The 23425-nt window shown below is 59.6% G+C and carries 20 protein-coding genes and 2 pseudogenes; 15 read left to right on the top strand and 7 right to left on the bottom strand.

What is annotated here, in order from left to right; translation table 11 throughout:
- Window positions 1-360: 360 nt before the first annotated feature.
- Together AB4N82_RS28145 and AB4N82_RS28140 are read right to left on the bottom strand one after the other, a co-directional pair.
- Window positions 361-1752, bottom strand: coding sequence for a sensor histidine kinase (locus tag AB4N82_RS28145; RefSeq protein WP_032885772.1), 1392 nt, complete (start codon window positions 1750-1752; stop codon window positions 361-363).
- On the bottom strand, window positions 1730-2413 hold the full coding sequence (locus AB4N82_RS28140; RefSeq protein ID WP_010564812.1) for a response regulator transcription factor: 684 nt from the start codon (window positions 2411-2413) through the stop codon (window positions 1730-1732). Before AB4N82_RS28140 ends, AB4N82_RS28145 begins: the two co-directional genes overlap by 23 nt.
- Window positions 2414-2725: 312 nt before the next feature.
- Between AB4N82_RS28140 and AB4N82_RS28135 the strand changes: the two genes are divergently transcribed.
- Complete coding sequence (locus AB4N82_RS28135) at window positions 2726-3631, top strand: hypothetical protein (RefSeq protein WP_032885773.1); 906 nt, start codon at window positions 2726-2728, stop codon at window positions 3629-3631.
- Window positions 3632-3853: 222 nt separating this feature from the next.
- On the opposite strand, the gene AB4N82_RS28130 is transcribed toward AB4N82_RS28135, so the two are convergent.
- Both AB4N82_RS28130 and AB4N82_RS28125 read right to left on the bottom strand, forming a co-directional pair.
- On the bottom strand, window positions 3854-4762 hold the full coding sequence (locus AB4N82_RS28130; protein WP_032885775.1) for a MurR/RpiR family transcriptional regulator: 909 nt from the start codon (window positions 4760-4762) through the stop codon (window positions 3854-3856).
- Between the two features lie 82 nt (window positions 4763-4844).
- Window positions 4845-5048, bottom strand: a complete 204-nt coding sequence (locus AB4N82_RS28125) for a hypothetical protein (protein ID WP_143499427.1) — start codon at window positions 5046-5048, stop codon at window positions 4845-4847.
- Between AB4N82_RS28125 and AB4N82_RS28120 the strand changes: the two are divergent.
- The 12 genes and pseudogenes from AB4N82_RS28120 to AB4N82_RS28065 all read left to right on the top strand — a co-directional run bounded on the left by AB4N82_RS28120 (window position 5047) and on the right by AB4N82_RS28065 (window position 20380).
- Window positions 5047-6985: pseudogene (locus AB4N82_RS28120) on the top strand (bifunctional 5-dehydro-2-deoxygluconokinase/5-dehydro-2-deoxyphosphogluconate aldolase). The gene AB4N82_RS28125 and the pseudogene AB4N82_RS28120 sit on opposite strands and share 2 nt — an antisense overlap.
- A gap of 184 nt (window positions 6986-7169) precedes the next feature.
- Window positions 7170-8063 carry a myo-inosose-2 dehydratase gene (iolE, locus tag AB4N82_RS28115; protein WP_122764325.1) on the top strand — a complete coding sequence of 298 codons (894 nt, stop codon included), beginning with the start codon at window positions 7170-7172 and terminating at the stop codon, window positions 8061-8063.
- A complete protein-coding gene (gene iolB / locus AB4N82_RS28110) occupies window positions 8060-8848 on the top strand; it encodes a 5-deoxy-glucuronate isomerase (protein ID WP_122681417.1) in 789 nt (262 codons plus the stop codon). The genes iolE and iolB overlap by 4 nt, the downstream gene beginning before the upstream one ends.
- A gap of 24 nt (window positions 8849-8872) precedes the next feature.
- Window positions 8873-9689: pseudogene (locus AB4N82_RS28105) on the top strand (TIM barrel protein).
- A 10-nt stretch (window positions 9690-9699) separates the two neighbouring features.
- Window positions 9700-11631, top strand: a complete 1932-nt coding sequence (gene iolD, locus AB4N82_RS28100) for a 3D-(3,5/4)-trihydroxycyclohexane-1,2-dione acylhydrolase (decyclizing) (RefSeq protein WP_122764323.1) — start codon at window positions 9700-9702, stop codon at window positions 11629-11631.
- 19 nt (window positions 11632-11650) lie between these two features.
- On the top strand, window positions 11651-12661 hold the full coding sequence (locus tag AB4N82_RS28095; RefSeq protein ID WP_032885784.1) for a bifunctional inositol 2-dehydrogenase/D-chiro-inositol 1-dehydrogenase: 1011 nt from the start codon (window positions 11651-11653) through the stop codon (window positions 12659-12661).
- Window positions 12662-12796: 135 nt separating this feature from the next.
- On the top strand, window positions 12797-13825 hold the full coding sequence (locus AB4N82_RS28090; RefSeq protein ID WP_032885785.1) for a Gfo/Idh/MocA family protein: 1029 nt from the start codon (window positions 12797-12799) through the stop codon (window positions 13823-13825).
- A 353-nt stretch (window positions 13826-14178) separates the two neighbouring features.
- Window positions 14179-15114, top strand: coding sequence for a sugar ABC transporter substrate-binding protein (locus AB4N82_RS28085; RefSeq protein WP_122764322.1), 936 nt, complete (start codon window positions 14179-14181; stop codon window positions 15112-15114).
- Between the two features lie 65 nt (window positions 15115-15179).
- Window positions 15180-16733, top strand: coding sequence for a sugar ABC transporter ATP-binding protein (locus tag AB4N82_RS28080; protein ID WP_032885787.1), 1554 nt, complete (start codon window positions 15180-15182; stop codon window positions 16731-16733).
- Between the two features lie 58 nt (window positions 16734-16791).
- Window positions 16792-17814, top strand: a complete 1023-nt coding sequence (locus tag AB4N82_RS28075; protein ID WP_032885788.1) for an ABC transporter permease — start codon at window positions 16792-16794, stop codon at window positions 17812-17814.
- Window positions 17815-18195: 381 nt separating this feature from the next.
- Window positions 18196-18600 (top strand): TraR/DksA family transcriptional regulator, encoded by a 405-nt coding sequence (locus tag AB4N82_RS28070; RefSeq protein WP_010564800.1) that lies wholly within the window; start codon window positions 18196-18198, stop codon window positions 18598-18600.
- A 97-nt stretch (window positions 18601-18697) separates the two neighbouring features.
- Window positions 18698-20380, top strand: a complete 1683-nt coding sequence (locus tag AB4N82_RS28065; RefSeq protein ID WP_460103997.1) for a methyl-accepting chemotaxis protein — start codon at window positions 18698-18700, stop codon at window positions 20378-20380.
- Window positions 20381-20437: 57 nt separating this feature from the next.
- Here the strand turns inward: AB4N82_RS28065 and AB4N82_RS28060 are convergent, their stop codons facing one another.
- The 3 genes from AB4N82_RS28060 to AB4N82_RS28050 all read right to left on the bottom strand — a co-directional run bounded on the left by AB4N82_RS28060 (window position 20438) and on the right by AB4N82_RS28050 (window position 21358).
- Window positions 20438-20674, bottom strand: a complete 237-nt coding sequence (locus tag AB4N82_RS28060) for a DUF2789 domain-containing protein (RefSeq protein WP_460103996.1) — start codon at window positions 20672-20674, stop codon at window positions 20438-20440.
- Window positions 20675-20746: 72 nt separating this feature from the next.
- Entirely contained in the window at window positions 20747-20977 is a 231-nt protein-coding gene (locus tag AB4N82_RS28055) for a hypothetical protein (protein WP_032885791.1), read from the bottom strand.
- Window positions 20978-21091: 114 nt separating this feature from the next.
- Complete coding sequence (locus AB4N82_RS28050; protein WP_163033237.1) at window positions 21092-21358, bottom strand: hypothetical protein; 267 nt, start codon at window positions 21356-21358, stop codon at window positions 21092-21094.
- 420 nt (window positions 21359-21778) lie between these two features.
- Between AB4N82_RS28050 and AB4N82_RS28045 the strand changes: the two genes are divergently transcribed.
- A complete protein-coding gene (locus tag AB4N82_RS28045; RefSeq protein WP_032885792.1) occupies window positions 21779-22228 on the top strand; it encodes a hypothetical protein in 450 nt (149 codons plus the stop codon).
- Window positions 22229-22360: 132 nt separating this feature from the next.
- Window positions 22361-23362: an ABC transporter substrate-binding protein gene (locus AB4N82_RS28040; RefSeq protein WP_122764321.1), complete on the top strand. Its 1002-nt coding sequence runs from the start codon at window positions 22361-22363 to the stop codon at window positions 23360-23362.
- Window positions 23363-23425 lie beyond the last annotated feature (63 nt).

Below are 23425 nucleotides of genomic sequence, written 5' to 3'. Positions count from 1 at the left end.
TGCCCCGCGCCGGGCTGCGAAGCGGCCCCCAATAAGCGCACCGCGCAGTGTCAAGCAGCAACGGGTCGCCTGGTTTGGGGCGGCTTCGCCACCCAGCGCGGGGCAAGCCCGCTCACCACGGATAACTGGCACTACAGACAACTGTCACCACAGATAACTGTCACTACAGACAACTGTCACCACAGATAACTGTCACTACAGACAACTGTCACCACAGATAACTGTCACTACAGGCAACTGGTACCACAGACAACTGTCACCGCAGACAACTGGCACCACGGGATAGCTGGTACAGCAAGATAACGGGTACAGCAGAATAATGAATGGCGCACCACAACACGCACATTCACTCGGTTAAGGCTATTCGGGCATAAGCTGTTGGCGGCACTCCAATACCAAACGCGCGCCCCCGCTTGCACTGCTGCCAACTTCCAACTTGAACCCATGCAAGTTGATGATCGCCGCCACAATCGACAAGCCCAACCCGAACCCACCTTGTTGGTCGCTCTCATCCACGCGATAAAACCGTTGGAACACTGCTTTGCGTTCTGCCGCCGGTATGCCCGGTCCGGAGTCGTGCACTTCGATGCGCGTGCTGCCGCCATCGTTGACCGCGCGCAAAATCACTTCGCCTCCCGCAGGGGAGAATTTGATTGAGTTGCTCAGCAGGTTGGCCAGGGCTTCGAACAGCAGTGCGCGGTCGCCGGTGATCCACGGTAAGGATTCCGGGGTGTCGAGCACCAGATGCAGCTCGCCTTCTTCGGCCAGGGGCAGGTAGAAGTCGTGCAACTCGCGCAGCAGCGGCAGTGGGTCCATCACGAGAAAGCCTGAGCGGCGCTGGTGGTCTTCAAGCTCCGAGATACGCAATAGCCCGCGAAAGCGCGCCATCAGGGTGTCGGTTTCAGCGATGGCGTCGTCCAGTTGCAACGCATGCGCCGACTCGGCTTCGGCCTGCTGCTTGATGCGGTACAACTGCGCGCGCAGGCGAGTGAGCGGGGTGCGCAGGTCGTGGGCAATGTTGTCGCACACACCCTTGACCTCGTTCATCAGCTTCTCGATGCGGTCGAGCATGGCGTTGACGATGGCCGCGAGCATGTCCAGTTCGTCACGGCGGTTGGACAATGGCAAGCGGTGCGTGAGGTCGCCGGCGACGATGGCTTCGGCGCTGGCCTGGATCCCGCGAATCCGCCGTAACGGACGGCGGCGCAGCAAATGCCAGCCGGCAGCGCCGGGGATGATCGTCAGGGACAATGCCCACAGCAATGCATGCCAGATGATCCGCGTCACACCAAACAGCGAACCGTTGGCGCGCACCAGCACCAGCCAGCGGCCTTCGTCGGTGTGGGTGGCGACGGCGTCGCAGCTGTCCTTGGGCAGTTTGGGATCGTCGGAGTCGACGCAATTGGTCAGGGTGTGGATCTTGCCGTCCAGGGGCAAGTCGGGTGGTATCGCGCGGATCGGCCCGCTCAAGGGTCGAAATTGTTCGTCGAACAGGCCGTAGGCGTCCACGCCTTTCATGTCGAAGGTCATGCTGGTGGTCAGCGCTTCCACCAGTTCTTCACCGTCGAAACGCTGGAACAGGTGCTGGCGCTGCATCAGCGAGTGGCGCGAGAGGTCGCTCAGGTAACCGGAGACTTCGTAATACAGCACCCCCATGAGGATGCAACTCCAGGCCACGAACAGCGAACTGTACAGCGCCAGCAGACGGCTACTGGAAGAACGCCAGCCCTTAGAGGGGTTCAGCAATGACATAACCGGAACCTCGTACCGTGCGGATCAGCGGCGTGAGGCCCGGTGGATCGATTTTCTTGCGCAGGCGGCCGATGTGCACGTCGATCAGGTTGGTGCCTGGGTCAAAGTGATAGCCCCAGACTTCCTCGAAGATCATCATCCGCGACAGGATCTGCCCGGTGTTGCGCATCAAAAATTCCAGCAGTTTGTATTCGGTGGGCAACAGGCTCAGGGGCTGATCGGCGCGACTGGCTTCGCGGCTGATCAGGTTGAGTTCCAGGTCGGCCACGCGCAGGGCGGTTTCGAACTCCTTGACCGTGCTTTTGCGGCGCAGCAGCACTTCGACGCGGGCGGCCATTTCATCGGAGGCGAACGGCTTGGTCAGGTAGTCATCACCCCCGGCGCGCAGGCCGCGTACGCGTTCGTCGACATCCGAGAGGGCGCTGATCATCAGGATCGGCGTCGACACCCCAATGGTGCGCAGGGTGGTGACGATGGCCAGGCCATCGAGTTCGGGCAGCATGCGGTCGAGGGTGATCAGATCGTAATCACCACTCACGGCGCGGACCAGGCCTTCGCGGCCGTTGTCCACCCAATCTACGTCCAGTCCATGGCTACTCAGCTCGGCGACGATCTCGCGGGCCGTTACGGCGTCATCCTCGATGGTCAAAATGCGGGTCATAGGATTACCTGGTGAGCGATTCACACTAGAAGTGCGGCATTTTGCCAAGAAATGGCTGAACGCTTCCTAAATAAAACTTCATGTTTCTGAAGCTCACCCTGTTTCCACGGTTGGCGCTCATAAAGTTGGGCAGGGCTTGCATAACGCCCGCTGGTGAAAGCCCTATCTTGCAACTTGCATGGTTCGGTTAAGTTCAATCGAGTTAACGTGTTGAATTTTAAGGATTTTAATTTTATTGCCGGCTGGCATGGTGCCTGCACTGTCCCTTTTGAGACTTGTAACACTATTTTTCCTGCCGGGAGCAAAACAACAATGATCACATCCTCATCCACGCTGCAAGAGTCGAGCACGCTCTCCGGGGTTTCCTGGGGGGCTATTTTTGCAGGGGCCGCGGCGGCAGCTGCGCTGTCGCTGATTTTGGTACTGCTGGGTTTCGGCCTGGGCTTTTCGGCGGTGTCGCCGTGGGCCGATAGCGGTATCAGTGCCAAGGGGCTTGGCATTTCCACCATTGTCTGGCTGGCGTTTACCCAGATCGTTGCGTCCGGCTTGGGTGGCTATATCGCCGGCCGGTTACGTGTGAAGTGGGCCGGGATGCATGGCGACGAGGTGTACTTTCGCGACACAGCCCATGGCTTCCTGGCCTGGGCGGTAGCCACGTTGGTTACCGCAGTGCTGGTGGTCGGTTCGGTCAGCAGTGTTGTCAGCGGTGGCGTCAAAGCCGGTGCCAGCGTGGCGGCGGGTGCTGCCAGCGGAATCACTCAAGCGGCGGGCAGTGCGGCTAAAGGCGTGAACGGCGGCGACTTCGATTATTACGTCGACAGCCTATTTCGCGATGACCGCCCAGTTGCCGTCAGCGATGACGCGGCCCACGGCGTAGTCGCTCGCATCTTCACCCGCACCCTGAGCAACGACGGCCAACTGGCCGCTGAAGACCGTGCCTACCTGGCCCAGTTGATCAGCCAGCGCACCAACCTCAGCCAGGCCGACGCCGAAGCGCGTATCGACAAGGTTTACGGCGATGCCCGTAAAGCCGTCGAAGACGCCAAGCTCAAAGCCAAACAGGCTGCTGATACCGCCGCCAAGGTCGCCGCTTACACCTCGCTTTGGACCTTTGTTGCCCTGTTGATCGGTGCGTTCTTTGCCAGCTTCGCTGCGACCTTTGGTGGTCGTCGTCGCGATGCCGTGGTGTACGTCGAAACCGAAAACTACGTTCGTTAATTCAAGGAGAACAACATGCGCTCATTACTGCTTTGGTTCCTCGGCGTGCCGATCCCGGTGATCATCCTGATCGCGATTTTCATGCACTGATCCGGACCCCGCTCGGTCCATTGTGGGAGGGGGCTTGCTCCCGATAGCGAAGTGTCAGTCGACAGCAACATCGACTGTTCCAACGCCATCGGGGGCAAGCCCCTCCCACATTTGCTTTGCGGTGTTTGATAGTCAGTCGTCGAACCCGACTTGCTCGTGAATTTCGTCCACCTTCAACTCCAACCGATACGCCACCGCAATAAACAGCGCCTGGCACAGGCAGAGGGTCGCGCTCAATGAGCGGAAGGCAAACGACGAACCTTCATTCACCAACAACACTGCGTTCGCCCGCTTGGCCAGGGGCGACAGGTTGCTGTCGGTGATGATCAGGGTCTTTGCCTGGTGGTGTTGCGCAATGCGCAGGCAGTGCTGGGTCTCTTTGCCGTAGGGCGTGAAGCTGATGGCGATCACCAGATCATTGGCGCGCACGCTGCGCATCTGCTCGCGGTAGCTGCCGCCCAGACCCGAGATCAGATGGATACGCTTGTTAGTGTGCTGCAGGTTGTAGACCAAGTAATCGGCCACCGCGAACGAACGGCGAACACCCACCACGTAGATATTGTCGGCATTGACCACCAGGTCCACGGCCTTGTCGAACGCGACGTCATCCAACTCCAGCCCCAGACGCTCAATACCCGACAGCGTGGCGTTGACGCATTCGCGCGCCAGGTCGCCGCCGCTGGCCTTCTGGGATTTGTTGGCAATCATGCTGCGAATGCGCTGCTGGTAGTTCTGTACCGGCGTGGTCTTGTGGGTGTAGGCCTCGCGAAACAGTGCCTGCATTTCACTGAACCCACTGAAGCCGAAACGCTGGGAAAACCGCACGATCGCCGAGGGATGCACTTCGCATTCGCGGGCGATGTCGCTGATGCGGTCGACCATGATGCGGTCGCTCTGTTGGCTCATGTAGCTGGCAATGCGCTTGAGTTGCCGAGGCAGGCTTTCATATTCGTCGGTGATCAGCTGCAACAGGCGTTCGGCATTGACCGGAGGGCTGGCGAGAGGGGCTTCCAGGGTGGTCTCGGGATCGGTGCGGGACATGGGCAATCCTTCTGGCGTGTTCGTCTGATGCGCTGATGGGTGGCGCAAGTCTACAGGGTAGGCGCAAAAAAATACCCCGGCATCACGGCCCCGGTGGGCTGCTGAAACGATGCACGCGGGCTAGGGTGCCATTATGCTGGCTTATTGGAAAAAATATTCCACTAAAAATAATTCTGGAATAAATATTGATTGAGCCCGCTGAACGTTCTAGTCTGCTCTCACCAAGAGCGTGAGCCGTCACCACGGCGGCACCACGCAGGCTGATAAAAATAACAGGAGCCAGCATGGGCCAGACTCGTTTTGCCAGTGGGCGTCAATTGGATCTGATTTGCCTCGGGCGCCTGGGCGTCGACCTCTACGCACAGCAAGTAGGTGCGCGGCTTGAGGACGTGTCCAGCTTCGCCAAATACCTCGGCGGTTCCTCCGCCAACATCGCCTTCGGCACTGCGCGGTTAGGCCTTAAGTCGGCGATGCTGAGCCGCGTGGGTGACGATCATATGGGTCGCTTCCTGGTGGAATCCCTGGCCCGCGAAGGCTGTGATGTCAGCGGCATCAAGGTCGACCCGGAACGACTCACTGCCCTGGTGCTGCTGGGCCTCAAGGACCGCGAAACCTTCCCGTTGGTGTTCTACCGCGAAAACTGCGCCGACATGGCCCTGCGCGCCGAAGACATCAGCGAAGCCTTTATTGCCTCCAGCAAAGCGCTGCTGATTACCGGCACGCATTTCTCCACCGACGGTGTGTACAAGGCCAGCATCCAAGCGCTGGACTATGCGGCCAAGCACAACGTCAAGCGCGTGTTGGATATCGACTACCGCCCTGTGCTGTGGGGCCTGGCAGGCAAGGCAGATGGCGAGACGCGTTTTGTCGCGGACCAGAATGTCAGCCAGCATGTGCAGAAAATCCTGCCGCGTTTCGACCTGATCGTCGGCACCGAAGAAGAATTCCTGATCGCCGGCGGCAGCGAAGACCTGCTCACCGCGCTGCGCACCGTGCGCGAACTTACGCCTGCCACGCTGGTGGTCAAGCTCGGGCCGCAGGGGGTGCACGGTCATCCACGGTGCGATTCCTGCGCGCTTGGAAGACGGCGCGATCTACCCTGGCGTGCGTGTGGAAGTGCTCAATGTGCTGGGCGCCGGCGATGCATTTATGTCGGGCTTTCTCAGCGGCTGGATCAATGACGCCAGCGACGAACGTTGCAGCCAACTGGCCAATGCCTGTGGCGGCCTGGTGGTCTCGCGCCACGCTTGCGCTCCGGCCATGCCGACGCCAGCCGAGCTTGATTACCTGTTCAACAGCCCGGTGCCGATCACTCGGCCGGACCAGGACGTGACCCTGCAACGTCTGCACCGTGTCAGCGTGCCGCGCAAGCAATGGAAGCAACTGTTTATTTTCGCCTTCGACCACCGCTGGCAATTGGTCGACCTGGCGCAAAGAGGCGGCCAGGATCCGGCACGCATCAGCGATATCAAGCAGCTGTTTATCCAGGCCATCGAACGCGTGGAAAAAAAGCTCGCCGAGCAGGGCGTTGCCGCCGATGTGGGGTTGTTGGCCGACCAGCGTTTTGGTCAGGACGCGCTCAACGCCGCCAGCGGTCGTGGCTGGTGGATCGCCCGCCCGGTGGAAGTGCAGAACTCGCGGCCCTTGGCCTTCGAGCATGGCCGTTCGATTGGCAGCAACCTGATTGCCTGGCCTCAGGAACAGATCATCAAGTGCCTGGTGCAATTCCACCCGGATGACGAACCCTTGCTGCGCCTGGAACAGGAAGCCCAGCTCAAGGCGGTGTACGAGGCGTCCCTGGTCAGCGGCCATGAATTGCTGCTGGAAGTCATCCCGCCCAAGGATCACCCGTCCACCTACCCGGACGCGCTCTACCGCAGCCTCAAGCGCCTGTACAACCTGGGCATCTACCCGGCGTGGTGGAAAATCGAGGCGCAGTCGGCCGAGGACTGGAAAAAGCTCGACGAGCTGATCCAGGAGCGTGACCCGTACTGCCGTGGCGTGGTGTTGTTGGGCTTGAATGCCTCGGCTGAGTTTCTCGCTGACGGCTTCCAGCAAGCCAGCCAAAGCACCACCTGCCGTGGGTTTGCCGTGGGCCGTACGATCTTCCAGGAACCGAGCCGTTTGTGGATGGCGGGGGAGATTGATGATGAGACGTTGATTCAGCAGGTACAGGCGACCTTTGAGCAATTGATCAACGCCTGGCGCAGTGCCCGAGGCTAAACCCAGTTCCTAATTTGAAATGCAATCCAATGTGGGAGGGGCGGTGCGACGATTCGACTTGCCCCCGATGGCTGAGTGTCAGACAACACTTCTGTAACTGAACTACCGCTATCGGGGGCAAGCCCCTCCCACATAAAGCAGAAAGCAGATCTCAGTGATACCTGAAAATAATAAAGGTGCAGCCATGCCCGCAATCCGAATTGGCATCAACCCGATCTCCTGGAGTAACGACGACCTTCCGGCCCTCGGCGGTGAAACTCCGCTGAGCACTGCCCTGAGCGAAGGTAAGGAAATCGGCTACGAAGGTTTCGAACTTAACGGCAAATTCCCCAAGGATGCCAAGGGCGTCGGCGACGTATTGCGCCCCTATGACTTGGCGCTGGTCTCCGGCTGGTATTCCAGCCGTCTGGCGCGCCGCTCGGTGGCTGAAGAAATCGAAGCCATTGCCGGCCACGTCGAACTGCTGAAACAAAACGGCGCCAAGGTGCTGGTGTACGGCGAGGTGGCCGATTCGATCCAGGGCTCGCGCATTCGCCTGATCGAACGCCCGCGCTTTCATAGCGAACTGGCCTGGCAGGAATACGCCGACAAGCTCACTGAGTTAGCGCGTTTTACCTTGTCCCAAGGTGTGCGACTGGCGTACCACCACCATATGGGCGCGTACGTCGAATCCCCGCAAGACATCGACGAGTTGATGCGCCGCACCGGGCCGGAAGTCGGCCTGCTGTTCGATTCGGGCCACTGCTACATGGGCGGCGGCGAACCCCTCGACGTGCTGCGCAAACACATTGACCGCGTGTGCCACGTGCATTTCAAGGACGTGCGCAAACCGGTGGTGCAGCTGGCGCGCAACCAGATGTGGAGCTTCCCCGACTGCATCGTCAACGGCACTTTCACTGTGCCCGGCGATGGCGATATCGATTTTGCCGAGTTGCTCGATGTGCTGCTGGCCGCCAAATACGAAGGTTGGCTGGTGGTGGAGGCCGAGCAGGATCCGGCGGTGGCGCCCAGTTATATCTACGCGAAAAAGGGCTATGACACCTTGCGTGCTCTTCTCACTGAGAGGGTTGGACAATGAGTCTGTTGGTCAAAAGCAACAAACGCGGGCAAACCATGGTTGCCTTGGAAGAGGGGCGTCTGGAATACGTAGGGTTCAAAGCCTACCGTCTGAGTCTCGGTGAAACCCTGCCGGTCAGCGCCGGCGATAAAGAGCTGTGCCTGGTGCTGCTCAGCGGTCGGGTGAATATCGACGGCGAGGGCTTCAACTGGCAGAACCTTGGTGATCGCCAGTCAGTGTTCGAGGAAAAGTCCCCGTTCGCCGCCTACTTGCCGCCGGGCACCGATGCCCAGGTCACCGCCTTGAGCGACGTACAAATTGCCGTCTGCGCTGCTCCCGGTGCCGGCGGTTACGAACCGCGCCTGATCCGCCCGCAAGACTGCAAGCGCAGCGTACGTGGCAAAGGCGCCAACACCCGTTACGTGTGCGACATCCTGCCCGACACCTCGCCGGCCCATTCGCTGCTGGTGGTAGAAGTACGCACGCCGTCGGGTCATTCGTCGAGCTACCCGCCGCACAAGCACGACACCGACGATCTGCCGCACCAAAGCTTTCTGGAAGAGACCTACTACCACCAGATCAACCCGCCCCAGGGTTTTGTGTTCCAGCGGGTCTACACCGACGACCGCAGCATCGACCAAGCCATGGCCGTGGAAAACAGTGACTTGGTGGTGGTACCCAAGGGCTATCACCCGGTCAGTGTGCCGTACGGCTACGAGTCTTATTACCTGAACGTCATGGCCGGCCCCAAGCGCGCCTGGCATTTCCACAACGACCCGCAGCACAGTTGGCTGCTTGACCTTTAAAACGGTTCTAGACGGAGAACAACAATGAAGTCGCCTCTACGCTTTGCCCTGAACCGCATGGTCGCGCCCAACCTGTCCCTGCCGGATTTCATCCAATTGGCGGCCGCGCTTCAGTGCGATGCCATCGAAATTCGCAATGACCTCAAAGACCGTGAAATCGAATACGGCACCCCGGCCAGTCGCGTGCGTGAGTTATGCGCGGTGCAGGGCATTACGGTGCTGTCGATCAACGCGCTGTACCCCTTTGATGTGTGGAACGACGAGCGCCGCGCCCAGGCGATCAAACTCGCTACCTACGCCCGTGAATGCGGCGCCCAAGGCCTGGTGATGTGCCCGCTCAATGAACCGGGCGACACGCGCAACGATGCCCAGCGCGCCGCCGGTTTGCGCACTGCATTGAGCGAGCTGGCGCCGATCCTGCGCGAGTACGGGATTCTCGGTTTCGTCGAACCCCTGGGCTTCGAAGAGTCTCGCCCTGCGCCGCAAGCGTGTGGCGGTGGACGCAATCAAGTCCATTGGCGGCCTGGATGTGTTCCGCGTGGTGCACGACACCTTCCACCACCACTTGGCCAATGAACATGAGTTCTTCCCGGAGTTGACCGGCCTGGTGCATATCTCCGGCGTGGAAGATGCCGAGGCGCCGCTCAACTCGATCCGCGACGGCCATCGTGTGCTGGTGGGCGAGGGCGACATCCTCGGTAATGCCGCACAGATCGACACGTTGCTCAGCACCGGTTACAGCGGCTACCTGTCGTTCGAGCCATTTGCCACAAGCGTGCATGAGTTGGCGGATATACAGCAGGCGTTGGGGGCAAGCATCGCCCACCTGCAAAATCGTTAAGGGGCGCGACATGACCACAACACGACTGACCATGGCCCAGGCCCTGGTGAAGTTCCTGGATAACCAATACATCGAAGTCGATGGCGTGCAGAGCAAGTTTGTCGCCGGCGTGTTTACCATTTTCGGCCACGGCAATGTGTTGGGCCTGGGCCAGGCGCTGGAGCAGGACAGCGGCGATCTGGTGGTGCACCAGGGCCGCAACGAGCAGGGCATGGCCCACGCCGCCATCGGTTTTGCCAAGCAGCACCTGCGCCGCAAGATCTACGCGTGCACCGCCTCTGTCGGCCCTGGCGCGGCGAATATGCTGACCGCTGCGGCGACCGCCACCGCCAACCGTATCCCGTTGCTGCTGTTGCCCGGTGACGTGTACGCCAGCCGTCAACCGGACCCGGTGCTGCAACAGATCGAGCAGTTCCACGACCTGAGCATCAGCACCAACGACGCGTTCCGCTCGGTGAGCAAATACTGGGACCGTATCAACCGTCCTGAGCAACTGATGACCGCCGCAATTCACGCCATGCGCGTGCTCACTGACCCTGCTGAAACCGGCGCGGTAACCCTGGCGCTGCCTCAGGATGTGCAGGCCGAAGCCTGGGACTACCCTGATTATTTCTTGCAAAAACGCGTGCACCGTATCGACCGCCGTCCGGCCACCGCCGCGATGATTGGCGATGCGTTGGCGGCTTTCCGAGGCAAGCGCAAGCCGCTGATTATCTGTGGCGGCGGCGTGAAGTACTCCGGCGCGAATGCTGCGTTGCAGGCGTTTGCCGAGCGTTTTGATATTCCGTTCGCTGAAACCCAAGCGGGCAAAAGTGCGGTGGTCTCAAGCCATCCGCTGAACGTGGGCGGTATCGGTGAAACCGGCTGCCTGGCCGCCAACCTGCTGGCGCCAGAGGCCGACTTGATCATCGGTATCGGTACCCGCTATACCGACTTCACCACCTCATCCAAGTCACTGTTCAAACATGGCGAGGTGAAGTTTCTCAACTTGAATATCAGCCCCGCCGACGCCTTGAAGCTGGACGGCGTGCAGGTGTTGGCCGATGCCAAATTGGCCCTGCAAGCGCTGGCCGATGCCCTCGGCGATTATCGCTCCGGATGGGGCTCGCAGATCAGTGAGGCCAAGGCGCAGTTGGACGCCGAAGTGGACCGTGTGCACCAGGTGGAATACCAGGGTGATGACTTTGTGCCTGAGGTCGACGACCACCTGGACCGCGCTGTACTGCGCGAATTTATCGAGCTGACCGGCTCGTGCCTGACCCAAAGTCGCGTACTCGGCGTGCTCAATCAATCCCTGGCCGATGACGCGATCATCGTGGCCGCCGCCGGCAGCTTGCCTGGCGACTTGCAGCGCGCCTGGCGCAGCAAGGGCGTCAACACCTACCACGTCGAATACGGCTACTCGTGCATGGGCTACGAGATCAATGCTGCCCTGGGCGTGAAGCTGGCCGAGCCGACCAAAGAGGTCTACGCGCTGGTCGGCGATGGCTCCTACATGATGCTGCACTCGGAGCTGGCCACCTCCATCCAGGAGCGACGCAAGATCAACGTAGTGCTGCTGGACAACATGGCCTTCGGCTGCATCAACAACCTGCAGATCGGCAATGGCATGGACAGCTTCGGTACTGAATTCCGCTACCGCGACCCCGAGAGCGGCAAGCTCGACGGCGCGCTGGTGCCGGTGGATTTCGCCATGAGTGCGGCGGCCTACGGCTGCAAGACCTACAAGGTCAGCACCGTGGAGCAGCTTGAAGCGGCCCTGGCCGATGCGCGCACGCAAACCGTCTCGACCCTGATCGACATCAAAGTGCTGCCCAAGACCATGATCCACGGCTACCTGTCGTGGTGGCGGGTAGGCGTGGCGCAGGTTTCCACCAGTGAGCGCACCAACGCAGCGGCGAAAAAACTCAATGAACACCTGGCGAAGGCCCGGCAGTACTAATAACAAGAGGAGTGTTTGTATGTCTTTGAAGCTTGGAGTGATCGGTACCGGCGCCATTGGCCGCGACCATATTCGTCGTTGCAGCCAGACCTTGCTCAACAGCCAGGTGGTGGCGGTGACCGATATCAACCTTGAGCAGGCCGCCAAGGTGGTTGCGGAGTTGAAGCTGGACGCCGAGGTGTATCCGGACGGTCACGCGCTGATCAACTCGCCGCAGGTGGAAGCGGTGCTGGTGACCTCGTGGGGCCCGAGCCATGAAGAATTCGTGCTCGCGGCCATCGCCGCCGGCAAGCCGGTGTTCTGTGAAAAGCCCCTGGCGGTGACTGCCGAAGGCTGCCGCAAGATCGTCGAGGCCGAAGTGGCCCACGGCAAGCGCCTGGTGCAAGTGGGCTTCATGCGCCCGTATGACGAAGGCTATCGCGCCCTCAAGGCCGTGATCGACAGCGGCCAGATCGGCGAGCCGTTGATGCTGCATTGCGCGCACCGCAACCCGACGGTGGGTGAGAACTACAAGACTGATATGGCGATCACCGACACCCTGATCCACGAGTTGGACGTGCTGCGCTGGTTGCTCAACGACGACTACGTATCAGTGCAAGTGGTGTTCCCGCGCAAGACCAGCAAGGCCTTGGCCCACCTGCGTGACCCGCAGATCGTGCTGCTGGAAACCGCCAAGGGCACCCGTATCGATGTGGAAGTGTTTGTGAACTGCCAGTACGGCTACGACATCCAGTGCGAAGTGGTAGGGGAGACCGGCATCGCCAAATTGCCGGAGCCTTCACAAGTGCAATTGCGCAGCGGTGCCAAACTGTCGAACGCAATTTTGATGGACTGGAAGGACCGTTTTATCGGTGCCTATGACGTGGAGTTGCAGGCCTTCATTGATAGCGTGCGCGCTGGGCAGGTCGGTGGGCCGTCGGCGTGGGATGGGTTTGCGGCGGCGGTGGCAGCGGATGCGTGTATTGAGGCGCAGGGCAGTGAGCAGATTGTGAAGGTGAGCTTGCCGGATCGTCCGCACTTCTACGGCTAACACTCGGTCAATGTGGGAGGGGGCTTGCCCCCGATAGCGGTGGGTCAGCAATAAATTTGTTTCTGATCCACCGCTATCGGGGGCAAGCCCCCTCCCACAGTTGATTGGGTTTCCAATTCAACTCAGGAGTTGATCATGCGAATCGGACTAGTCGGCTACGGCCACGGAGGGCGCTTTTTTCATGCGCCGCTGATTGCGACTTTGCCGGGTGCGACGTTTGTCGGCGTGGTGACGCGCTCACCAGAGCGGCGCCAGCAATTAAGTACTGATCTTCCAGGTGTGAAGGCCTTTGACAGCATTGGCCAGATCGTCGAAGCCGGTGTCGATGCGCTGGTCATTTCCACCACCCTCAAGGGCCGCCCGGCGCTGGTGCTGGAAGCCATCGAACACGGTGTGGCGGTGGTCAGCGACAAACCCTTTGCTGCCAACGCTGAACAGGCCCAGGCGTTGATCACCGCTGCCGAACGCCATGAAGTGTTGCTCAGCGTCTATCAGAACCGGCGCTGGGACTCGGATTACCTGACCCTTCGCAAGCTCATCGACGCCGGTGCACTGGGCACCATCACTCGTTTCGAATCCCGCGTGGAACGCTTCAGCCCTCAAGCGGTGGGCAATGCCAGTGGCGGGGGGTGGCTGCGTGATCTGGGCAGTCATCTGGTGGACCAGGCGCTGCAATTGTTTGGCCCGGTGGACCGGGTGTTCGCACAATTGCACTACACCGCCGAACACCCCAGCGTCGACCACGGTTTCTTCGTCTCCCTGACCCATGCCAACGGGGTTATTTCCCATCTGTGGGGCAACGCCCTGCAAAACAGCCAGGCCCCGCGCTTTCGGGTGAGTGGCACCTTGGGTTGTTACACGGTGGACGGGCTGGATGGCCAGGAAGAAGCGCTGATGGCGGGCAAATCGCCGAAAACCGAAGGCGAGCACTGGGGCGCCGAGGAGCACCGCCGCTGGGGCTGGTTTGAGCAAGGTGATGAGCGTGAACGGGTGCCTTCAGAAAAGGGCTGCTGGACGCAGTTTTACCGGCAACTGCAAGCGGCCGTGCAAGGGCAGGGACCCTTGCCGGTAGATGCCTATGACGCGCTGGAAACCACCCGTATATTGGACGCCGCACGCCTGAGCGCCGAGCGTCAGCAGGTGGTTTCAACAAAAATAGAATAAAATTCTAAAACAGGTTGATATGGAAATTATTTTCCAATAAAGTCTTTTCCAGGTTGCATAAAGTACGTCTTGGGCTCGACCCCGGCGACTCAACAAAAACAAGATCAAAAACAACCAGGTACCGTCAGATGAAAATCTTCAACGCTGTACTGCGAGTTTTACGCCCTGCCCACACGCCCCGCGGTCTGCCCCGCGCCCGGCCGTTCTACTTCTCTTTCCTTAATGTGCTGTGCGTCGAAAACCAAGGCGCGCTGGTCTGCTGCATTCCTGGCGCCCCGGTCGTTCGACTGCCCGCCGAGCTCTGATAAACGCAACGTCCAAAAAACCAACAAGAAAGTGGAGACAGACCGTTCATGAAGACCCCGATCCGTTTTACCGCGCTGGCTTTATCGATGCTGCTGGCCAGCGGTTTTGCCAGCGCCGCCGACATCAAGGTCGGCGTGAGCATGTCCGCGTTCGATGACACCTTCCTCACTTACCTGCGCGAAGACATGGACAAGCAAGCCAAGTCCTATCCAAAGGGAGACGGCGTGCAGCTGCAGTTCGAAGACGCCCGCGCCGATGTGGTCAAGCAACTGAGCCAGGTCGAGAACTTTATCAGTCAGAAAGTCGACGCCATCATCGTCAACCCGGTCGACACGGCTTCCACCAAGAACATCATCAACGCCGCGACCAAGGCGGGTATCCCGCTGGTGTTCGTCAACCGCCGTCCGGACCAGAAAGACCTGCCCAAGGACGTAGTGGCCGTGACCTCCGATGACGTCGAGGCCGGCAAGCTGCAAATGCAGTACATCGCTGAAAAACTCGGCGGCAAGGGCAAGATCGTGATCCTGCTGGGCGACCTGGCGAACAACTCCACCACCAATCGCACCAAGGGCGTGAAGGAAGTGTTGGCCAAGTACCCGGACATCAAGATCGAACAGGAACAGACCGGTATCTGGCTGCGGGACAAAGGCATGACCCTGGTCAACGACTGGCTGACCCAAGGCCGCGAGTTCAATGCGGTGTTGGCCAACAACGATGAGATGGCGATCGGCGCATCCATGGCCTTGAAATCGGCTGGCAAGGAAAAAGGCAGTGTGCTGATCGCCGGGGTCGACGGTACGCCGGACGGCTTGAATGCGATTACCAAGGGTGACATGGCTGCCTCCGCGTTCCAGGACGCCAAGGGCCAGGCGGTGGGCTCGGTGGAAGCAGCGCGCAAGATGGCCAAGAACGAGCCGGTCGAGCAGAACGTGATCATCCCGTTCCAACTGATCACTCCGGAAAACGTCGCCAAGTTCAAGTAGCCCAGACATAACAACAATGAACCGGCAGGGCGGTCGTGCCCGCCCTGCTGATGGAGTACCTCCCTATGCTCGCTCAAGCCGTTGTCTCGCAGCCTCCCGGTATCCAGCCGCTGGCGCAGGAAGAACCCTACCTGCTGGAAATCGTCAACATCAGCAAAGGCTTTCCCGGCGTCGTCGCCTTGGCCGACGTACAACTGCGTGTGCGCCCCGGCACGGTGCTGGCGCTGATGGGCGAGAACGGTGCGGGTAAATCGACCTTGATGAAAATCATCGCCGGTATCTATCAGCCGGATGCTGGCGAAATCCGTCTGCGCGGCAAGCCCATCGTCTTTGAAACACCCCTGGCGGCCCAGAAAGCCGGGATCGCGATGATCCACCAGGAACTCAACCTGATGCCCCATATGAGCATCGCCGAAAACATCTGGATCGGCCGCGAGCAGCTCAACAGCCTGCACATGGTCAACCACCGCGAAATGCACCGCTGCACCGCCGAGTTGCTGGCGCGCCTGCGCATCAACCTGGACCCCGAGGAACACGTGGGTAACCTGAGCATCGCCGAACGGCAGATGGTCGAGATTGCCAAGGCCGTGTCCTACGACTCCGACATCCTGATCATGGATGAGCCGACTTCGGCCATTACCGAAAAGGAAGTGGCCCACCTGTTTTCGATCATTGCCGACCTCAAGTCGCAGGGCAAAGGCATCGTCTACATCACGCACAAAATGAACGAAGTGTTTGCCATCGCCGATGAGGTGGCGGTGTTCCGCGACGGCCATTACATCGGCCTTCAACGTGCCGACAGCATGAACAGCGACAGCTTGATCTCGATGATGGTGGGGCGCGAGCTGAGCCAGCTGTTTCCGGTGCGCGAGACGCCTATCGGCGAGTTGCTGATGTCGGTGCGCGACTTGACCCTGGATGGCGTGTTCAAGGACGTCTCCTTCGACCTGCATGCTGGCGAGATCCTCGGTATTGCCGGGTTGATGGGCTCGGGCCGTACCAACGTGGCGGAAACCATCTTTGGCATCACCCCAAGCAGCAGCGGGCAGATCACCCTGGATGGCGCGCCGGTACGCATTACCGACCCGCACATGGCCATCGAGAAAGGCTTTGCGCTGCTGACCGAGGACCGCAAGCTCAGCGGCCTGTTCCCGTGCCTGTCGGTGCTGGAAAACATGGAGATGGCGGTACTGCCGCACTATTCGGGTAACGGTTTTATCCAGCAGAAAGCCCTGCGTGCGCTGTGCGAAGACATGTGCAAGAAGCTGCGGGTGAAAACCCCGTCTCTTGAGCAGTGCATCGACACCTTATCCGGTGGCAATCAGCAGAAAGCCTTGCTCGCCCGGTGGTTGATGACCAATCCGCGGTTGCTGATCCTGGATGAGCCGACCCGAGGCATCGACGTCGGTGCCAAGGCCGAGATTTATCGCCTGATCTCCTTCCTCGCCAGCGAAGGCATGGCGGTGATCATGATTTCCTCGGAGCTGCCTGAAGTGCTGGGCATGAGCGACCGGGTGATGGTGATGCACGAGGGTGAACTGATGGGCACCCTGGACCGTGCGGATGCGACCCAGGAAAAAGTCATGCAGTTGGCCTCCGGTATGACCGTAGTCCACTGACGAACAGCCGTGCGGGCTTGCGGTTGGTCCGCACCATAGAATAAGAAGGTGATTGGCTATGAACGCGATAACAGACAACAAGCCTGCCACGGCACCGGTCAAGAACCGGCGGCGACTGCCCACCGAGCTGAGTATCTTCCTCGTGCTGATCGGCATCGGGCTGGTGTTTGAGTTGTTCGGCTGGATCGTGCGTGACCAGAGCTTTTTGATGAACTCCCAGCGGCTGGTGCTGATGATTCTGCAAGTATCGATCATCGGCCTGCTGGCCATCGGGGTGACGCAGGTAATCATCACCACGGGGATCGACCTGTCTTCGGGCTCGGTGCTGGCGCTGTCGGCGATGATTGCCGCCAGTTTGGCTCAGACTTCTGACTTTTCCCGGGCGGTGTTCCCGTCGCTGACCGATCTGCCCGTGTGGATTCCGGTAGCGATGGGGCTGGGTGTGGGGCTGCTGGCAGGGGCGATCAACGGCAGCATCATTGCCGTCACCGGTATCCCGCCGTTTATCGCGACACTGGGCATGATGGTTTCGGCCCGTGGTCTGGCGCGTTATTACACGGAAGGCCAGCCGGTGAGCATGCTCTCGGACTCGTACACGGCTATTGGTCATGGCGCGATGCCGGTGATCATCTTCCTGGTGGTGGCGGTGATCTTCCATATCGCCCTGCGCTACACCAAGTACGGCAAGTACACCTACGCCATCGGCGGCAACATGCAGGCGGCGCGGACCTCGGGGATCAACGTCAAGCGTCACCTGATCATCGTCTACAGCATCGCCGGCCTCCTGGCAGGCCTGGCAGGTGTGGTGGCTTCGGCACGCGCCGCCACGGGGCAGGCGGGCATGGGCATGTCTTATGAGCTGGACGCGATTGCGGCAGCGGTCATCGGCGGCACCAGCCTGGCGGGCGGGGTAGGGCGTATTACCGGTACGGTGATCGGCGCGCTTATCCTTGGGGTGATGGCCAGCGGGTTTACCTTTGTGGGGGTGGATGCGTATATCCAGGACATCATCAAAGGCTTGATCATCGTGGTGGCGGTGGTGATCGACCAGTACCGCAACAAACGCAAACTCAAACGCTGACGCGGTACAAACTGTGGGAGGTGCGGTGCGACGATTCGACTGAGGGCAAGTCGAATCGTCGCACCGCACCTCCCACATTTAATCATCAACAGTCTGTTTCAACCGTTTGTCTTCTATATAGCTCCACAACACTGAATTTCTTGCTATAAACGCACTCCGATAACCATTCGCCAAGCCCGTCCTGGTGCCTTTTGGGGTTGTATCGGTAAAAATGCCTGTCTTTTCAGTTGCTGCGCCCTCAAGTCGGCCTTAGACTGCCGCCCCTCGTAAATTGAGTGCCGGGTGGCGCTTGGAATGGATGGCGCCCTTCCGAGACCTGCAGAGGTCGGCCGGAACGCTCCCTTATTCGCCTTAATGCACGTATTTTTTATAGAGAAATCAATGACAAAGGAAAAGTTGCTGGCCATGCCGGCGGATGACTACATGAATGCCGAACAGCACGCTTTTTTTGAGCAATTGCTGCAAGACATGAAAGTGGAGCACCACGAGCGCATTGAACAGAACCGTATCGCCATTGAAAGCCTGGACACTCCAGCTGACCCGGCCGACGCCGCTTCCGTTGAAGAAGAGCGCACCTGGCTGGTAAACGCCATCGACCGCGACCAGCGCATGCTGCCGCAGCTTGAGCGTGCACTGGAACGCATCAAGGAAGATTCCTTTGGCTGGTGCGATGACAGCGGTGAGCCTATCGGCCTCAAGCGCCTGTTGATCAGCCCGACCACCAAGTACTGCATCGAAGCGCAAGAGCGCCACGAGCAGATCGACAAGCATCAGCGCCAAGCCTGATGCGGTGAAGCTGGGGGCCGCCCGCGCGGTTCCCCAGAGAAAGACCCCCCGTTACGCCCGTCTATTGATCTGCTGCAGCCCACCCCACTAAAGGCCCATGGATAATGGCCCGATAGTGGCGTTAAATGCAGACACAATAACGACAAGCAGTGGGGTAATGAAGATGGCTGGAGACGGAACTCTGATGGGCGCAGCAGTGCCACCCCAAGCGGTGGTGCGCGGGTTGCCCGGCTGGTTGATGCCGCTCTTGCAGAGCACTGCTCTGGTGCTGGTACTGCTGGGCCTTGCTTATGCCAGCCTGCCGCTGTACCTCTGCCTGCCACTGGCCTTGCTGGTCATCTGGTTGCCCCGCCTGAAAAGTCCCAAGCCTGTGATCGAGCAGTCTGCCGCCATCGATGCGATAGGCGAGCTGACCCGCGACCTGTCCTATACCACCAGCCATAACGCACTGTCCGCCGCCGGAGTGGCCTATTCGGTCAAGCAGCTGGCTGCGCGCGTGCAATCGCAATTGAGCGCCGCCAAGCAGATTGTCAGCAGTGCCGAAGTGATGATCGGCACCGAAAAAGTCACTTCCCAACTGAGCCGCGAGGCTTTGGATGCTGCCAGCCAAGCCCATCAGCGCAGCACTGAAGGTCGTGAAGTTCTGGCCCAGTCGATCATCCGCATGCACCAGCTCAGCCAACGTGCCAATGCCAGCCGCGAGTTGATCGAGGCCTTGAGCCAGCGCAGCGAAGAAATCCAGCGCGTCACCCTGGTGATCCAGTCCATCGCCAGCCAGACCAACCTGCTGGCGCTTAACGCCGCCATTGAAGCGGCGCGGGCGGGCGAGCATGGGCGCGGGTTTGCCGTGGTGGCGGACGAAGTGCGTGGCCTGGCCGGTCGTACGGCCACCGCCACCGATGAAGTTGGGTTGATGGTGGCGGATATCCAGCAGCGCACGGCTCAGGTGGTGGAGCAGATTCGCCAGTTGTCGGCGGACTTGCACACCGGTGTCGAGCAGGTGGAGCAGGCTGGCGAGCAACTGCACAGCATCGCCAGCCTGGCGGCGGATGTGGAAGGGCAGGTCAATGAGATCGCCCAGGGCGCCGACACCAACCGCGCCCAGCTCGACAGTTTGTTCCACGCCGTTGAACAGATGCGCAGCGACCTGGATATAAGCGACCAGCAAACCCGCCAATTGGCCGACGCCGCTGTGCAAATGGAAGGGCAGGCGGAAACCATCAGCGAGCGCCTCGCCGAGGTCGGGCTCGATGACTATCACCAGCGTGTCTACGACCTGGCGCGGGAGGGGGCTGGCCGCATTGCCGAGCAGTTCGAGGCGGATGTGCAGCAAAACCGCATCAGCCTGGACGACCTGTTCGACCGCAGCTACACGCTGATCCCCAAAACCAGCCCGAGCAAGTACCACACGCGGTTCGACGGTTATACCGACCAGGTGTTGCCGGCGATTCAGGAAGCGCTGCTGCCACGTCACGAAGGGTTAGTGTTTGCGATTGCCTGCACGCCCCAAGGCTATGTGCCGACCCACAACAACGCGTTTTCCCAGGCGCTGACCGGTGATACCCAAGTCGACGCGGTGCAGAATCGGACCAAGCGCAAGTTCGACGACCGCACCGGGATTCGTTGCGGCAGCCATCAACAAGCGGTGTTGTTGCAGACCTACACCCGCGATACCGGCGAGTTGATGCACGATTTGTCGGTACCTATCATGGTCCGTGGGCGGCATTGGGGTGGCTTGCGTCTGGGCTATAAGCCGGAGGCGGCGAAGGCTGTGCGTTAGGCACGGTTGCAGGTAGGGCAAGCGCCTGCGAGTCGCAGGCCGCCTGCGTCGAGTGGGTTACTGCGGTTGATGCAGGCGCTGGTTGAGCTCATCTACGGTGATGGCCCAGTCAGCGTCTTCACGCAGTTCTTCCTTCAGAAACTGAGCCTGTTGCGGCGTCCAGAACGGTGCGTCGATCAACTTCACGTCGTCACTCAGCGGGTGCGCGACAATGAAGGCGTCGATGGCTTGCGGCGACGAGTCCAGGCCCAGTTGTTCGAATAACGTTTCGAGTGTAGGTATTGGCGCGTCCATATCGGTCTCCCTGCAGGTTTCTAGATGGTTATGCATGGGAGGCTTGTGGCGCGGTAGAGTTCGATCGGATTGTCAGGAGGTCAGCGCGCCTGAATCCACCGCAGTCTTGAGCGCCTGGGCGGATTCTTTTCCAGCGATGGCGGCGGAATCCAGCGTCTTGAACCAACGGTCCTTTTCCACCTGATGCGTGGTGACAGTGGTCAACGGTGGCTTGGCGCGCATCACGATCACTGCTTGAAACTCACCGTCTACTTCCCTTGCGTCGCCGTGGATGAAAAATTCGCCAATATCAAATTCCGTCACGTATAGCCTTCCCTTCGAGGTAACCAACTGCACTGATGAAACCTGACCCGAACGGGGCCAATTTCAATGGACAGGCCAGTATGGCAGTTGTTGAGGGGTGGCGGCGCAGTAAAGTCATCCGGGTGACGAAACGATCCCCCCGAGCAGGGAGGCCTCCAGCCGCTTGGCCAGTTCACAGGCCTCGATGTGGTCGCTGCGAAAGCCTTTGATCCTGCCGCTGGTCACTTCGCGGATATGAAAGAAGTTTCTTCCGGCGGGTACTACTTGGTAAAGAACTGATTGAGGGTACCCGTTGGGACTGTGCAAGCAGTAGTATGGATGTTCGTCCTGCCATGATGAACGAGTGCTGGAAGGCATAGCGTTGTATTGGCGTCGTTGCATGGTCAGCTCCTGTCGATCGATCTTTGTTGACCCAGCAGCAGCGTTACAGGTGGTTTTAACCTGTGTTGCTGTTTTAGTATTGTCGTCGGCAGTTGGCGTCTGGTTCCACGCCGAGGCGTTTTTTGTTTGTATACGCTGTCGGAAACTGCGTTTTTAATAGTGTTATTTTCTGAAGCGGGTCGACCAGTATTCTCTGGTTATTGAACCTGTGATCTCCTGCGATTCGCGATGACCTTGCATGAGGCCCATCGTGTGCGTCTGCACTAGTCTCCTGGAGCGCAGCCGCGAGATCTTCTTCAGTTTTTTCTATGATTGTGTTGTGTGATCGAGCCGAGATGGCCGTTTTTTTGTGCTGCCCGCTCTGGCGGACAGCGCTCTTTTCGATGTGGGGGCGTTTCCTTGGCAGTCAGTAATCTGGATATGCACGCGTTGTTCGTGCTGGGTGATTTGCGCGCAAAGTTGGTCAAACAGTTTCAATCCCGTTTCGTTTACATCACTGAGCAGACGCCGGAAGGCATCTACATCGCCGAAATAGACACGGAAGCGGCGATGGTCGTAGATGACAAGCCGCGCTTGGAACTCAAGGTGGGTGACCATTTTCGTGCCGCGGTATTGCCCAGTCGCGAAGGTGGCAAGTTCGAACTCAAGTTCCGCGACATCAAGTTGACGGTGTATGGCCTGGGCGACTATGCCTTTGTGTCGACGGCCGAAGGTCACGGCATCGTCTTCAAGGAAGGCCATAGCGTGATGCTGGTGTTTGCGGCCAATGAGCAACTGCAGGAAGGCCTGACCAAAACCCTCAAAGCCGTGACCGGCAAGGCCGCCAAATGGCGCAAGGGTGAGCTGGTAACGTTCAAGGCCAGCGAATAGCCAACAAATACTGCGAACATCTCCTATCTCCCGGAACCTCTACTACAGTTGAGTTGACTTAACTATTCAGAGGCTTCGCGCATAGCAGCAAAGCCGTCCGCTGTTTGCTGCGATATCGCGAGGTGCAAGGGCATGAAAGGATTGAGAACGCTGTTGGCTGCGTCGTTTACGGCCCTGAGTCTGTCTGTCTCGGCCGCGCAGGCGCCGGTACACTTTGCCGACCTGAACTGGGAAAGCGGCAGCCTGATCACCGAAATACTGCGGGTGATTGTCGAGAAGGGTTATGACCTGCCCACCGACACCTTGCCCGGTACCACTATTACGCTGGAAACCGCCCTGGCCAAGAACGACATTCAGGTCATCGGCGAAGAGTGGGCAGGGCGCAGCCCGGTGTGGGTGAAGGCCGAGGCCGAAGGCAAGGTTGTCGGCCTGGGCGATACGGTCAAAGGTGCCACCGAGGGTTGGTGGGTGCCGGAATACGTGGTCAAGGGCGATCCCGCCAAAGGCATCAAGCCTATGGCACCGGACCTTAAAAGCGTAAAAGACCTGGCTCGTTACAAGGACGTGTTCAAAGACCCGGAATCCCCAGGCAAAGGACGCTTCCTTAACAGCCCCATCGGCTGGACCTCGGAAGTGGTCAACAAGCAGAAGCTCAAGGCCTATGGCCTTGACGACAGTTATGTGAACTTTCGCAGTGGTTCGGGGGCGGCACTGGATGCCGAAATTGCCTCGTCGATCCGCCGTGGCAAGCCGGTGCTGTTCTACTACTGGTCGCCGACGCCTTTGATGGGGCGCTATAAGTTGATCCAGCTGGAAGAACCACCGTTCGATGCCGAGGCCTGGAAAACGCTGACGGATGCGGATAATCCTGATCCGAAGCCTACGCGGTCTTTGGCGTCCAAGTTGAGCATCGGTGTGTCTACCCCGTTTCAGAAGGAACACCCGCAGATTGCGGCGTTTTTCGAGAAGGTCGAGTTTCCGATTCAGCCGCTGAACAAAGCCTTGGCGACCATGAGCGAGAACCACACACCGCCACGTGACGTGGCTCAGGCGTTTATGAAAGAACACCCTGAAGTGTGGAAGGCTTGGTTGACGGAGGATGTGGCGGGGAAAGTTGAAGCCAGCCTGAAATGATCCGTAATGTGGGAGGGAGCAAGCCGAATCGTCGCACCGCACCTCCCACATTGTGAACACGTT

The organism is Pseudomonas sp. H1_D04 (genome assembly GCF_054683855.1).
This window is presented reverse-complemented; position numbering and strand designations above follow the sequence as displayed.